This window comes from Chryseobacterium sp. 22532 (assembly GCF_052044665.1).
Taxonomy (GTDB): Bacteria; Bacteroidota; Bacteroidia; order Flavobacteriales; family Weeksellaceae; genus Chryseobacterium; species Chryseobacterium lathyri.
In genome coordinates this window covers 106,718-121,719 of the sequence record NZ_JBQENJ010000002.1, presented here as the reverse complement: position 1 = coordinate 121,719, position 15,002 = coordinate 106,718, and the positions used below count along the sequence as shown (strand labels likewise).

The following is a 15,002-nucleotide window of genomic DNA, read 5'->3' as shown; positions in this document are numbered from 1 at the left end:
TTTATTTTGTGGAAACATAAGGAAGGATGCAATATATAGTTATCATTGGGGCTTTTCAGGCGTTGGTGGCGCTTTGGCTTTTACAGTTCAGAGAGAGAAAATCACCTTCAAATTACTTGTTTATCTGCCTGCTTTCTGCGATTGCTGTTCATCTCATTATCAAGTTTGTTATTTTTAATTTTATTCCTGACAAAAGTATCAGACAGCAGATGAATACTTTTATTGGTGCGTCTTACGGCCCGTTGATCTATCTGTATGCTTTAAGTAAAACAAAAAAAGAATTTTCCGTTACGAGTAAATGGTATGCTTTTATTCCACTATTTATTTTGATGATCGGTTATTTGACGGTTTCCTGTGTATTTTTTGTCCTCAATCATGTTGATCAGAAACTGCTTGACCTTTACAATGATTTCAGTTTGATCGTTCTTTTTACGGTTAATTTATACTATCCTTTAAAAAGCATTATCATCATTAATAAAAATCAATTTAAAACCACTGGAAAGACTGAATACAATGTAATTACACGAATTTCTCACTGTATTCTTTTTATGGAATGCGGAGTGATAATTTCAAAAACATTGCTTTATCTTTATCCTGAAGAATCTCAGCTTATTAATATTTCGATAAGAACAGTAGCTTACTTTCTATTACTGGTGATCTGTCTTATAATTGTGAGAAAAAGCCTTACAACTGAAATCAGCCATTTTCAGGAAATCAGTTTTCAACATAATTTTAAAATCCCTGTTAATCAACATTCTGATGAAGAAAAGCCATCATTAAATACAGTTGATTATGAAATAAAATTCAGTGAACTTTGGCAGAAAATGGATCAGTCTGTGAGGCAAAAACAGTTGTACAGAGACTGTGACCTGAATCTGGATCAACTGGCGTTAAAAACCGAGATCAACAAGTACCAAATAAGCGAAATGCTGAATGGGTACAAGCACAAGCCTTTTTATCGCTACATCAACGAATACCGAATTGAATATTTTAAAAATATGATTGAAAAAGCCATCCAGGAAAATAAAAATATAAATTTTTTATCGTTTGCTTATGAAGCTGGATTTAAATCAAAATCTTCATTTAACCGTTATTTTAAGGACATAATCGGTAAAACCCCTTCTGAATATTATAAAAACTTAAGGTGATGGTATACTTGAATTTAAAAGGTAGTGATATACTTAAATGTACACTTTGTTTTATTGTAAACTTAGCAACGAAAAAGATGAAACAGATTTCTAAATTTAGCTAAATTCGAAAAAGAAATTCTTAATTTCTCACACCTTAAGTTTCATAAAACGATGTAAACTAAGCAATTTTGAGTTAATAAAATTTTCTTACTATGAAAAAAATTTACATGCTTTCAGCCTTCTTGTTTTTAAGCAGTCTGAATGCTCAAACTAATCTGAGGGTTCTCACCGGTTGGGGAACAAGGCTTTATGATATCAACAACAATGGAAACGCTGTGCATTCCGGAGGCTATTACAGCTACTCTACAGGTACAAGTACCCCTATAGAGCCTGTTGCCGATGCAACAAACCGGCTGAATAATACAGAAAACATAGCTGGGAGTATGCCTTTTACAGCTGCGGATGGTTCCGATTTGAGCCAGGCTGCTTACCGTAAAAACGGAAGCTGGACAGCTATTGGCTATTTCTCCGGAGACACACCGGGAAACAGCTGGTTTGGAGAAGCAAAAGGAATTTCAGCAAACAGCGTGTATGTAACCGGACAAATGACTTCAGGTAATGCGGGGAACAGTTATCCATTTATTTATAATACCGAAACTAATATACTTACCAAACTTACGGGTGACCTACTGTACACTAACGGCCGCGGGGCTGATGTCAATGATAACGGAGTCGTAGCCGGCTGGATAGACCGGGAAGACCTTTTCGGCGCCGGAACTTTTCGGGTGCCTGCTTATTTTGATCAGAATGGAGGTGCACATTATATAGATTTCAGCAATCCGGAATACGGAGAAGCCAATGATGTGAATAATGCCGGACAAGTAGTTGGTTACAAAGGGAGTAAAGCTTTTATTTATAATATTAACGACAATGTATATCAGGCCTTTGATGCTCCGGCAGGATATAACGACGCTGTATTTGTATCAGTATCAGAAAATGGTACTGCTATAGGGTATTGTGGAATGATCGGAGATAGGGAAGTAATTATTTATCACCCTTCTTTAGGTGCAAGTCCTATATTACTTACTGATTTTTTAACTTCTCAAAATGTTCCTATTACTACGTTCGATACAAAGCTTGGCACCGGAATGGGAATATCGCCGGACGGTAAGTACATTTGCGGATTTGATAATACTATCCCTCCTATATTTGCTGCAGGATGGATCGTTAAATTAGACAATTCGATACTTTCTGCAAGTGATATAAAGAATAATAGTCTCAAATTTAATATTTATCCAAATCCCGTACAGGATATTCTCAATATTTCAAGCGAAAAAATAATAAAAATAATATCCATATACGATGTAAACGGCAAAATGCTGATAAAAGACCAGGCAATTAATAAAATAAATGCTAAAATTGATGTATCTGTACTGAATACGGGTGTCTATCTTGGTAGTGCAACCTTGAATGATGGTACTATTAAAACTTTTAAGATTATAAAAAAATAAATATACAACTTCGGAAACAGTAAGCAAATGCTTTCCATTTAACTGTAGTAATTATTCTTTATTACAAAAAACAGCTTATCTCTTTATGGGATAAGCTGTTTTATTTATTATCAACTACTTTGTTGAGGATATAATCTCGCCCATTCTAAGGTTTCCAGAAGCTCCAGACAGTACCATTATAAACAGCTAATTGTTTTTTTATGGTATCATATACTATCATTCCTGCAGAAGGACTGATGATATTCAAATGCGGGCTGGCCACTTTAGGCAAAACCATAGCTTTATTACTATCAGCCAGAACCAATATTCCTTGTGTGGTATCTGTTCCTCCTAAGGTCGGACTGATACAAACCTTTGCTCCCGGTTGCTCTACTCTATCAATTGCTTGAATACTCAAATCTGCAATCCCTGTTGTATCAACGCTCAGATCAAACCATGTATTTACATCTTTTAAATATTTTACTTTATTATCTGAAGTGTCAAAAAGTATAGTCCCATTCTCAGTAATCCCTGTTTTATCTGTTACATAAGGGAGAAGAAGTCCCTTATTTTCGTTATCTCCGAACTGCAATGAAACAGAGCCATTGGTTACGCTTTCTCTACTTATTCCTATTTGTGCTTGTAAAAATGCACCAGTTAGAAACCCAACTATTATTATTATATTTTTAAACATTTTAATCTTAATTTTTAGTGAAAATTAAGAACCTGAAAATCAAAATATTGCTATTCAGGTTCTCAAAAAGTATTATTAATCAGGACATGCTTGTGTGCTGATACAGAACCATGCAAATGTACTTCCCCCATTTTGAGTAGTATATATCTTTAAACATTTGTTAGTCGTATCATAAACAATCATTCCTTCAACAAAATCAGCAACCGGAATTCCAACAGGATTTCCAGAGGAATTAAACGCCATTCTATTAACAACAAAACCTTTTGTTCTTGCCTCTAAAACTAACCAGGCGCCAGTACGAGCTGCCGGCCAATTGTCTGAATTTTGTGTTCCGGCTCTTAGTAATGAAGTCATTCCTACCTTACTGATCAGAGCAGGATTTCCAGCTGTAGCAATAGCTCCGGGTTTATAGCAGGCACCATTGCTACAAACAATAGGAGTGTAACCGTCACCAGGTATCGTTACTACTGATGTTCTTGTATCAATATAGGCAGAATATACCCTCAATGTCTGGTCTCCTAATGAAGCGACACTTCCAATAGAAATCTTCACTTCATCAAACGATAATGTTGTTTGGAAGCCCGGTGTATATATGTTTGGATTGGTACCAAACCATTGTGTGAAGAAAGAAAAATCTATCAAAGCTCCACCACTTCTCTGCTCTCTGAGTACACCATTTAAATATGTACTTACCATAACATTGGGTAAAAAACCACCGGAAAAAGGAAAGTTCTGTTTGTCCACCGTAAACCCTGCAAATGTGCCCGGCGGCAAAGTCACTTTAGGTATCGCTACAGAGATAGAGCCTGTAACACCAGCGGATGCAGGTAAATGTATCGTTGCATAATCCAATGGATCCTGGCTTACAGCATTCCAAACATTGTCAATACCATATCCTGCTGTTGCTAAACCTTCATATCCTGTATTAGCATATTCTATTACCGCAGGAATTGTTGGAGAAGTAATAGTCGTAGGTCCGTTGGTAAGCACATACGTGCCATCACATTGTAAAACCAACGGACACGTTGTGCTAGAAGTTGGACTGAAGTCTCTTGCTACTACATTGAAGATTCTGATCTCACCAGCGGAAGCACCGGCAAAACGGGTTATCACATAACGTACTTCATCAAATGGAACATGAGCTACTGTTCCTATTATCAAACGCTGAAAACCTCCTGAAACCGCAGCAGTACTTAATCCACCGGCAAGCTGGGTACCTGTACTGGTTTGTACCAGAATACCATCCTTGTACAATTCTATATTATTTGTTTCAAAAGCACTAGCCTGCGCTATATCTAATGTTGCAATGTCAAATCCAATATATGTATCTTTAGGGAAATCACCAAAACCATTAGCTACACTGAAACCTAATCCTGAGCCTGCACTCGCACCAAGTTGCATTGTTGCATAACTGTTTGGATCCGCATCTATGGCATTCTGAGAAAGACTGATAGAACTATTTCCATCCACAAAAGCAGTTACTCCTGTTCTTGCGCCGTTCACATACAACGGATACTTAGGAACGCTTATGTTTTCAATTTCATCACATTTGATGACAGGTGTAGTACAGAATCTCTGAATTACTGCCGAGTAAATTTCTAAAACACCTGCATTAGCACTTAAAGCTTTGTTTATGGTAAGTTTAACCCCGGTGAATGGTTGGCTGGAAGCAAAACCCAATATCTGACGATTACTGGTCCCATTAAGAATAGAAGTATGCAAACCAAAGAAACTGGAATTCATTACCGCAGAGTCCGCAACACTTCCATCTGCTTTTAATGTCATAATCGTAATCGTGCTTCCCGCCAATTCTGCTGCTGCAAGTGTAGGAAATGCTACATCAAAACCAGCAAAAGTGCCGGCAGGATACAGTTCATAAGTGGCATCTCCCGGAACTCCAATACCTTTACTACCGTCTTGTACAGCTACAGAAGCGTTGGTTACAGCTCCTGCCGCAGTATATAATTTAGCTGGCTGGCTAGTGTTGGCAACAATATTGTTTAAATCTTCAAAATAAGTATTTCCTGTTGCAAGACCTTCAACGCCAGTGTTTGCTGCATCTATAAATACAGGATAAGCTGGTCTTTTGAGATCTGTAGACACATTACAAACCTGGGCTGCTGAAGGACAAAACTTTTCTATCACCGCACGGTAGACTTTTGTGCTGGAGCCTGCCGAAGCACCTGCCAGTAATTCTACTGTAATTCTTATCTCATCAAAATCTTTAGTGGTTCTCATCCCAATAATGTACTTCCCATTATTGGGGGTGAATAGGCTTCCCGATGCTACATTAAGAGTATTGTAAGTATCCTGAATGACTCCTTCTTTATAAGTACTGATGATAAAATTTTTAGCTGCACTTGCTGTCGCAAAGCTATCGTCCTGAATCTCAAAACCAGCAAAAGTACCTTTAGGATAACCATATTTAATATGCCCAGGATCACTGGCATCCAACACCTGTCGCGAAATAACTGAGATACCATAATTGGAATATAACGACGCTCCTGTGGCAGCACCTATTTCTGCATAATTATTCAAATCAGTATCTAACACATTTTGTACGTTATTGATGCCTGGATTTCCGAGAGAAGCTGTAAGTATACTAGTACCAATTGCTTTTGCATAGACAGGGTGGTTTTGTGCACCCCCCGGGGTAAGCTCTCCTGAAATAAGGCTTACCGGCGCACCACAGGTAATGTTTGCATCACAAAAACGCTGCACTATTGGATAATAGATTTCGAGCAGGCCTAAAGCTGCAGATAAGTTCAAAGAGATTTCAAATTCAATGGAATCGAAAGGAAGCGAAGATACAGCACCCACAGTCAAGAGACTTCCGCTGGCCGAGGCACTTAGAAACTCTTGACTCACCACATCCGGCCCTTGTTGGGAACCATTCAAATAAAACCTGAGTGTTTTTGTTACATTCAACCCTCCGGATATGGCATTCAACTGGTAAACACCACCGCCAAAAGTACCTGCAGGATATACCACACCTTCATCTTTTAATCTACCGGAATACACAGCCAGACCTGCACTAATAAAAGGAATTGTACCATGTGTATTGGGTTTCTCATCTTCCAGGGCAGGGGCCAACCCCGGCCATAAAGTTGCCGGAACAACAATAGGAACAGGAGAAGGCGGTACAAATACAACAGCCGCCCCAGAACCTGTTACCCCTTTACCTGTAAGCGGTATCTGGGCATTACAAGTGACAACTTTTTCTCCTGTTGTATCAAAACCACCACCTGTACGGGTGTAACGCTGCAAATACACATAATTAACACCAAGAGTTGCCGTGGCGGTACCACCTACATTGGTTACCCCCCCATTTTGTATTATACGCACTTCATCAAAAGGTTTATGTACATAAAAACCAGCATCCATAGAAGAAGCTCCCAGTGTCCAATTCTGAGCAGGAGAAGTTTCTTGCACAACACCTCCAAGGTATGTTGTAATAATGACATTGTTGATACCAGTAAGACCAATTGTCGGGGTAAAACCTCCTGTAATAGCTCTGTTTGCCACTACACCAATTCTATACCCTGTAAATGGACTTGTTCCATAAGTTTTACCATCGCTTAGTTTTACTGTTGACGTTATGTCTGTACCCAAAGTTGAAGCAACAGAATGTGATGAAAAGCCAGAATTGCTTGTGTTTGAATCAGTAATTTGAGAAAGCGTAGTCCCCCAATTACCAACAACTGCCACAGCAGTTACTGTCCCAAAAATAGTGGTTCCACCGCCACCGCCTGTACGCCAGGCAACTTTGGTGTCATCATTAGTAGGAGTTACCGCAGCATCTTGAGAAAATACGGTTATACTTCCTGCTAAAGCTATCAGCATCATAAGATGCTTGCAAAAGGTATTTCCTTTTTGCTTTAATTGATTAAGATTCAGCATATTTTTAGTTTTTAGTTTTTATCCTTTATCCAACATTCTTAATTGATTATTATTTATGATTTGGAGATGAGCTACGCTGAACCACTATGAGAGTTTTTCTTTCGTATGCTCTGTTCTGAAAGACCAATCCATTTTTTATTAAATAATCTTTTTTTTGGGGAGAGAATACATTTGTAAGTCCACAAAATATTGTAAAATTTATAGCTTAAAATTTGGAAAAGAAAAGAAGATAAGTGAGAATTACGGAAAAAGACACAATAATATTATCAAAAAAATCTATGGGCAATTTTTAAAGAATAACTGATTATCAATTAATTAATAAAAAATAATTTAAAGGATATTTTAAGTACCTTAAATAATAACTAAAAACTAGTATCCACATCGTAATGGTATACTTTACAAACAGAGAATCCCAGCTTATGCCAGGATTATTTTATACATATTTGAGATGAAAGGGCTGATTTAAAAAATTAAATTCTCCCTTTATTTATTGATAATACTCTTCCATAAGGCTTTTCCGTTCCTGTGTTTCCAGATCAATATAATCGAATTTCTTATACTGACAGAAAGATCCCATATCCTTATCTCCATTGATAAAAACAGCACCCACCAAAACAACATATTTACAAGGATAATTGGTTTCTTTCACCAACACCTCTATTCTTTCATCAATAGCTTCATACATAACCTCCGTAGCCTCAAATATTTGATTTTTTGCATTCAGGATCCGGTCTTTCTGATGAAGGAAAATCTGCTCAATGGTATTCATCTGAAAGTCCAGTGAAGTAACATTTCCTTCAATGATCCGTCCCGCAGAGAGTTTTCCCAATGCTCCTTTAGCAGCACCACAACACGCCGAGTTACCACTCTGCCCTATTCTGCCTATTTCCCCGATAGTACCATCTTTTGTAACGCCGATATGTGGTGCATAAAATATGATTACCGCACCATCTTCCGGAACATGATGTGCAAAGGCATTCATTCCGGTAATTCCGGCAAAAGGAAAACCGTCAAGCCCTCCCAAATGGAACGGTCCCAGCATTTCATAGGCTCTTGGTGGATATTGTATAGCATTTACATCGTCACAGCACATACTGTCTGCGTGCATTAATTGGTTTGGTTTTAAGCCAATATGCTTTTCAATTGTGTCTAATAGCCGGTTAACAGTATCAATAGAAGTTAACGCCTTGGGATACCATTTTCTAACGGTTTCTAAATGTTCCATAATTTGCTTGTATTTTTATTTACATTAAAATATTATTCTGTGCGACAATTGCCGGTGGCAAATCTTTTTCGCCCAACATTTCACGAAGGTCAATTTCTATATTCCTGCTTATCTGTGTTATAGGAATATCGTTGGCATTTCCTTCAAATGGGTTTTCCGTACTTTCTCCGATCTGCTCCAGAACTAAAAATACCCATCCCAGCAATACACTAAAGGGAATAACAAGCCAAATGATGTTTTCCCCGAATTTTTCCGTCAACTTGGAGAATTCGCCTATGAAACCTAAAGGCATTAACAGGCATAAGGCATTGGTAAAATACAAATTGATGCTCGAAAACTGTCTTGGATAGGGAAAGTTTTTAATACGCTCACATTTCCCCTGTTGGTCATAAAGTTCTTTTAGCTGATTTTCCAGAGCAACATAATTGTAGGCCGATATTTTATCTTCTTCATTCAGTTTTTTTAACTGAGAAGATTGTAAGGCTACAATTTGCGTTGCCCGGTTTTTTGTTGATAAAATGTGTTGGCGCTCTTCTTCACTGAGAAGTCCCGTCAGTTCTTCATCCAGACTACTTTCCCATTCCGGAACTTTGTAATATTGAAGATATTCGCGGTTGTAGCTTTTTATTTTTATGTTTTCCCAGCTTTTAATTTCTCTAAGCTGAAAACGTAATGCTGTAAGCCACGCAAAATGACGGTAAATAATCTCCTGATGCAGTTGTTTTTCAAGAACTTTGTCCTCTGAACGGATAAAATCTTTTATCATAATCCCAAAAGCACGGCTGTTATTGATAATAGCACCATAAATCTGTCGTGCTTCCCAGGTACGGTTATAGGTCTGGGTATTTTTGAATCCGGAAATGAATGCTGTCGCTGTTCCCAACAAAGCCACCGGAACCCACGGAATCGCCAGCCACTTCCAATCAAGAAAATAAAACAGTATCGTCGGAATTATACTTAATATTAACATTTTATAAATTTTGACCCTTGTCCAGGGAATAAAATGCCTGAGTTTGTAATGCGAACTTATATTCATATTGATTTAATTTTTTGAGGAAAATTTGCTGATAAGAATACCAACCAGAACTACTGTATAAAACTGTCCTAGAATGCCAATAAAAGCAGCAATTAATTTGGTAGTATGTGTACCTGGTGTAATATCGCCAAAGCCGATGCTGGTAAAGGTTATAGAGCAAAAATATACCAGATCAATAAAAATACTTGCTGATGATGAAGTATCTACACCCTTAAAAGACAATGGGTTATAATACTCAAACGATTGTAATAAAAAAACTGAGATTTCAATTAATAAAAAATAGCCGCACACCGATGCTGAAATAATATCGCTATTAATGTACCCTGGTTTTATTAAGAACTTTAGCAATTCTGAAAACAGGAACGCAAAGAAAATCACATAATTGATATTGAGAAAAGTGAAATACCAGGATATATCTTTGCAAAACGGAATCCCAATGGGCAACAGTAAAACAACTACGAAATGGATATTTCTAAACCAATGCCTCCAACTATGTTTGCCTGTAAACATAAAAATACTTCCTACTCCCAGTATCAGCATATTTAGCGGCCAGACAACCCGAGTATAAAAATCAAGGTCGGTTAAAAAAATGCCTATAAACAGGTGCTGTGCAAGTGCAAAGAGCAAAAACTCGTACTTGTATTTTTGCAAAGCAGCAATGGTTTTATTTACTTCATCCATTAGTTTTTAAGAGCTTTTTCATCAATGCAACAGATATTTTTTATTGTGAACGTGGCAATAACGTTTTACTTTTCCTGTCCGATGTCCAGCCTGTCAAACTTTCCTTCAATATTCTGATGGAATTTAAAAAACACAGGAAAAGTACCCCAATTCCCTGCTTTAAAATTTCCTTTGATATTTTTCCCTTCATTTTCAACGGTATCAATTGTCAGAAAAATTTCTTTTCCGCAAGCCTCTTTTACAAAGCTTTGGAAATTCCGTGGATTTCCATCATCGGTCATCGTGGCATCAGGAGTGAAAAAAGAAAGAAAGGTTTTGGTGTCGCCGGTTTGCCAGGCATCAAAAGCTGTTCTTACAGTTTCATTTGTAAGTTTGTTTGTGTCCATTTTTTGTGCTTTTTTAATTGTTGTTGTTTCTATCTTCTGAGTTTTTGACTGTCCACACGCTGTGAGTGAAAAGCAAACCGCAAAGGTTGTAATAACTAATGCTTTCATTATTGAAAATTGACTGTTTATAATAACCCGCCTTTCAGTGGGTGTTGAAAATAGATAATGGCCAGGTTCAGCAATAGAAAAGGTAATTCTATTGCCACGCCTTTCAAATCTCGATCAAGCAAATGAAAGCTGATGATCAATAAAATACCGGCTGCCATCAAGAAGTTTCCCCAAACAAAAGTTTTCGGAAAAATAATGAGCAAAGCACTTAGCATCGTTATTACTCCAATAATCATTAAACCTGTTTTACTGATATTCCATTTGCTAAACATTGCTATCATCTCCTGTTTGCCCGAAAGCATTGCCCATCCTTGTTTCAGGCCCATAAATATGGCGACAAGCATTAATACGGAATTAATAATTTTTAGGATCATATTTCATTTTTTAATGGTTTATACCGATGGTCGCAGAATACAGGCTGCCTTGTCCGAATATTGATTGCTGTTCACCTAATTTAATAATTTTTAAATACCCCAGGTTAGTAAACAGTTCTTTCAGTTTTAAAAAATGAATTGGATAAGGAACCCATTGATTGGCAATGGCGGTATCATATTCTATGATAACAAATTTTTTATCTGCTGACAGATATTTCTCCAAACGATTAATTAGCAGCACTTTATCTTTTATATAATGCAGTGAGTTTGCCATTAAAATCCCATTGAGATTTGAAAAGTTAAAATCAGAGTCTCCAAAATCAGCTTTTATAAAATCAACAGAAACATTATTGCCTAATGATTTGGGAAAGTTCTGCGATTGATTATCCACTGCGTAAATATGGCTTCCATTTGGTAACAAATGAGCCAAGGCGCTGGTAAAAGTACCACTGCCACAACCTAAATCTGCCCAAACCTGAGGTTTATTAGAATTTAGAATTGACTTTTCAATCAAATGGATAGCTTCCTTTTGTTTCATTTTTACTCAAATATGCTTAAATTTTTTGCAATATCTTTCCCTTCATATGGTGGAAAAACATCCAGTTCCAAATCAGGATTTCCTATCAGCATGGCTTTTGTATTGCTCAATGCATCGAAACCTGCTTTGCCATAATACTTGCCCATCCCGGCATAACCAACGCCACCGAAAGGCAGACTGTCTATCCAGCAATGCAAATTGGTCTGGTTGATACAGCCACCGCCGAAAGAAACCGAATTTAAGAAATAATCTATGTTCTGTTGATTTTTACTAAAGAAATAAGCTGCCAGAGATTTTGGTTTGCGTTTGATGATTTCTACAATTTCCTTTAAATCCTTATATACTAAAATAGGGAATACAGGCCCGAAAATCTCCTGCTGCATTGCAGGATCTTCCCAGGTGCTCGGGTATAAAATGGTCGGTTCTACATATCTTGATTTTACATCAAATCTTCCCCCTAAAATTACTTTTTCGGGGATGATATAAGAGGCTACCCTTTCGGTATCATGTTCACTTATCATTCTTGCAAAGTCGGGGCTTAAACTTGGGTCTTCACCATACATTTTTACAACAGAGGCTTTCAGCTTATCAAGAAATTCATCGGCAATACTCTCATGAACATATACATAACCGGGAGCAATGCACCACTGTCCGGAAATCGCCATATGTCCCCAAACAATACGGTCAACCGCAATGTCAAGATTTGCAGTTTCATCTACCACAGTCGGATTTTGACCACCCAATTCCAAAACTATGGGTGTAAGGTTTTCAGCAGCAGCTCTCATAACGACTTTTCCTACCGCAGAACTTCCTGTAAAGAAAATAAAGTCGAAAGGCAGCTCCAATAACGCCGTAATTTCTTCTCGTCCCCCGGTAACAATATTTACAGCTTCAGGTTCAAAATATTTTGGGATAAGCTCCTGAAAGAGTGCAGCAACTGTAGGTGTTGTATTAGCGGGTTTCAGAATAACGGGATTCCCGGCTGCCAAAGCTGCAATGGCAGGATCAAGGAGTAATAAGATAGGAGCATTAAACGGGCCTATAACCAAGGTTACGCCAAAAGGTTCTTTGTAAATAATGCCTTTGTTTCCGGTTTCCTCCAATCCTTTTGGTATGGCAACAGCCTCGGGAACCATTAATTGTTTAAGGTTTTCTTTATAATATTTGATATTTCCCAATGGCACTGTAATTTCAAACAACTGTTCAAAAGGCGGTTTGTTGAAATCCGTTTTTAGAGCCTGGCAAAATGTTTCCTGATTTTCAAGAAGCATTTTCTCCAACCTGTTGAGCTGATCCATCCGCCATTGGTAGGTTTTGGAAACATCGGTGTAGAAGAATTCTTTTTGTGTGTCGAAAAGTGATTGGTATTTGTTCATAAGTGTGTTGTTTTGTATTTACTATAAGTTTCTCTCATAAAATTCAGAATTCAGTATAAATAATTTTGCGCTATGAATAAAATATCAAAAGCAAACAAAATAAAGAAAAGACCGGTTTGTACTTTTTCATTTGATGATTTGATTCCGAAACAGCAAAGAGCAATATGCAGTATATTTCTTACCGGATAGGTCCAGTGAAGTGATTGAAAATAGGCCTTACCTTTTAAAAGAGAATCCCCGAAATCTATCACAAAAAGAAGTATCTGAAATAAGAAAAACCAATTTTTTCTGGAAAAAAAGTAGTCCTTATAGCCTTTGTATTCATCTATATTATCCGGAAAATCAGTACACATAGTATATAGTATAATGTGGTATAGATAATTAAAAACAAATAGCTCAAAAAATTCCAATGTTGAACAGTTTCAAGCCGATGTTCCCACCACCAAAAAAGAACAATCAGAATAAAAATATAAAATACCCAGCATAAATGTAACCAATAAATAGATTTCCTTTTCCTGGGATGATCTATCAATTTTACTACATTTTTCAATAATTGAGCTACTCCAAAGCCCAAAATCATACTTATAATAACTCTAATATGAGAAAATGCATCCATAATCATTTTTTAGAATCTGAAATAAAATATATCCCGGAATTTATTTAAGTTCAAATTATCAATATTTTACTGATTATTCTATATATACTTATTCCTTGTTATTCTGCCTATTACCTTATCATCATCTCATCTGTGGTGCAAATCATTTCAGGAGTTTAATATCGTTGTCCAAAATTATCCTCTTACGGGTGAATTGTATTTTGAAAATGAAAAAACCAGCTGTTATTTTTTGAATAGCTGGTTTTTAATCAATTATCTGGTTGTATAACCCGCCGTTGGCAAAAATAGTTTGTCCCGTGATCCACCACCCCTCAGTTAACCTGCTTACATTTTTAACTTTTGTCAGATCGCTCTGATACAAAAATGCTTCGACACCTAAGGCTTGAACTTCTGCCAACGTTTTTTCGCTTTCCGCCTTTGAGCTTTCGCTATTGTAATGCACTACCAGTTTTGCTCTTCTGCTTAATAATCGACCAAGGTTTTTACCCCCACCAACGATCAAAATAACTTTACCTTTTACATCATGTACCGCCATTCTATATTTATCTAAATGTTATTATACAAAAATCAACATTGGAATTGATATTTATATGGTGAATTTTTCGGAAGTTGTTAGGTATTCAGAATTTCTTTTATCCAATTCTGTAGTTTTTTGCAATGGCTACTGGTCTGCTTCCTTTAGTCACAGAAATTTTCCTGATAAATTAGCCTTACAAAATACATCTATTCTGGCCCTTCTACAATACAGAAGTACTCTTCTTACTTTCTTCAGCAGAGAACGTGGGATTCAACACCTTCACACCAAACCCATTTAATGTTGTTTTTCAGATATTTATAAAATTTACTGCAATATATAGCAATAAATTCGAAACTGTGTTTTCTATGCCTTCATTTGATTTTAAAAAAGGGTTCGAGGGTTCGAATCCCTCCCTTTCCGCCGAGACATAAAAAACGCAGTTTTGAGCGCATAAACAAAGATTGTGGCAGAATCGTGGCAAAGCGATTAAACAACAGTCGGAAAACAGCGCTAACAGGGTTAAAAACAAAATAAGTTCGAATCCCTTCCTCTCTAACACCTACAATGTTCAATATTTTCATTACATAATCATTTGATAATGAAATAGAACAGATCTACTAAATCACTTGTCTAAAGGTATTTCAATGAATAAGTTATTGAATGTACTTTACCTAAGAGGTCTAATATGAAATCCTATGCTATCATCTTCTTCAAGTCCACAATCCAGAAAAATAGTCTCCCATTCTTCATTCTCATCATAGAAATTCAATTCACAATATTCTTGGCAACAAACATGTAAATCAAATATACTTGTCATCGTAATTACCGCTAAAGGAAATAGAATATCTTCACTTATTTCCCAAGCTAAATCAATCCAATTGACATTTTTATTCAGGATCGGTTGAATAAAGCGTCTTGGAACATATACGAA

12 protein-coding genes are annotated in these 15,002 nt (G+C 36.8%); 2 read left to right on the top strand and 10 right to left on the bottom strand.

The window, feature by feature from the left end:
* Positions 1–26: 26 nt before the first annotated feature.
* Together ACTJIV_RS04825 and ACTJIV_RS04820 are read left to right on the top strand one after the other, a co-directional pair.
* Positions 27–1,148 (top strand): helix-turn-helix domain-containing protein, encoded by a 1,122-nt coding sequence (locus ACTJIV_RS04825; RefSeq protein WP_440625950.1) that lies wholly within the window; start codon positions 27–29, stop codon positions 1,146–1,148.
* 194 nt (positions 1,149–1,342) lie between these two features.
* Positions 1,343–2,641, top strand: coding sequence for a T9SS type A sorting domain-containing protein (locus tag ACTJIV_RS04820; protein WP_440625948.1), 1,299 nt, complete (start codon positions 1,343–1,345; stop codon positions 2,639–2,641).
* A gap of 145 nt (positions 2,642–2,786) precedes the next feature.
* On the opposite strand, the gene ACTJIV_RS04815 is transcribed toward ACTJIV_RS04820, so the two are convergent.
* From ACTJIV_RS04815 to ACTJIV_RS04770, 10 genes are all read right to left on the bottom strand, one after another.
* Complete coding sequence (locus ACTJIV_RS04815) at positions 2,787–3,314, bottom strand: hypothetical protein (RefSeq protein WP_440625946.1); 528 nt, start codon at positions 3,312–3,314, stop codon at positions 2,787–2,789.
* Positions 3,315–3,389: 75 nt separating this feature from the next.
* Positions 3,390–7,214, bottom strand: coding sequence for a hypothetical protein (locus ACTJIV_RS04810; protein WP_440625944.1), 3,825 nt, complete (start codon positions 7,212–7,214; stop codon positions 3,390–3,392).
* A 487-nt stretch (positions 7,215–7,701) separates the two neighbouring features.
* Positions 7,702–8,439 carry a hypothetical protein gene (locus tag ACTJIV_RS04805; RefSeq protein WP_440625942.1) on the bottom strand — a complete coding sequence of 246 codons (738 nt, stop codon included), beginning with the start codon at positions 8,437–8,439 and terminating at the stop codon, positions 7,702–7,704.
* Between the two features lie 19 nt (positions 8,440–8,458).
* A complete protein-coding gene (locus tag ACTJIV_RS04800; protein WP_336379602.1) occupies positions 8,459–9,409 on the bottom strand; it encodes a bestrophin family protein in 951 nt (316 codons plus the stop codon).
* Between the two features lie 72 nt (positions 9,410–9,481).
* Positions 9,482–10,156: a potassium channel family protein gene (locus ACTJIV_RS04795; RefSeq protein ID WP_440625940.1), complete on the bottom strand. Its 675-nt coding sequence runs from the start codon at positions 10,154–10,156 to the stop codon at positions 9,482–9,484.
* A gap of 65 nt (positions 10,157–10,221) precedes the next feature.
* The gene (locus tag ACTJIV_RS04790) at positions 10,222–10,542 is read right to left on the bottom strand and encodes a hypothetical protein (RefSeq protein ID WP_336379604.1); all 321 of its coding nucleotides are present in this window, start codon (positions 10,540–10,542) and stop codon (positions 10,222–10,224) included.
* A 125-nt stretch (positions 10,543–10,667) separates the two neighbouring features.
* Positions 10,668–11,024: a DoxX family protein gene (locus ACTJIV_RS04785; protein WP_440625937.1), complete on the bottom strand. Its 357-nt coding sequence runs from the start codon at positions 11,022–11,024 to the stop codon at positions 10,668–10,670.
* Positions 11,025–11,034: 10 nt separating this feature from the next.
* Complete coding sequence (locus tag ACTJIV_RS04780; RefSeq protein WP_440625935.1) at positions 11,035–11,562, bottom strand: class I SAM-dependent methyltransferase; 528 nt, start codon at positions 11,560–11,562, stop codon at positions 11,035–11,037.
* 2 nt (positions 11,563–11,564) lie between these two features.
* Positions 11,565–12,938, bottom strand: a complete 1,374-nt coding sequence (locus ACTJIV_RS04775) for an aldehyde dehydrogenase family protein (protein ID WP_336379607.1) — start codon at positions 12,936–12,938, stop codon at positions 11,565–11,567.
* Between the two features lie 860 nt (positions 12,939–13,798).
* Complete coding sequence (locus tag ACTJIV_RS04770; protein ID WP_440625933.1) at positions 13,799–14,089, bottom strand: hypothetical protein; 291 nt, start codon at positions 14,087–14,089, stop codon at positions 13,799–13,801.
* Between the last annotated feature and the right edge of the window lie 913 nt (positions 14,090–15,002).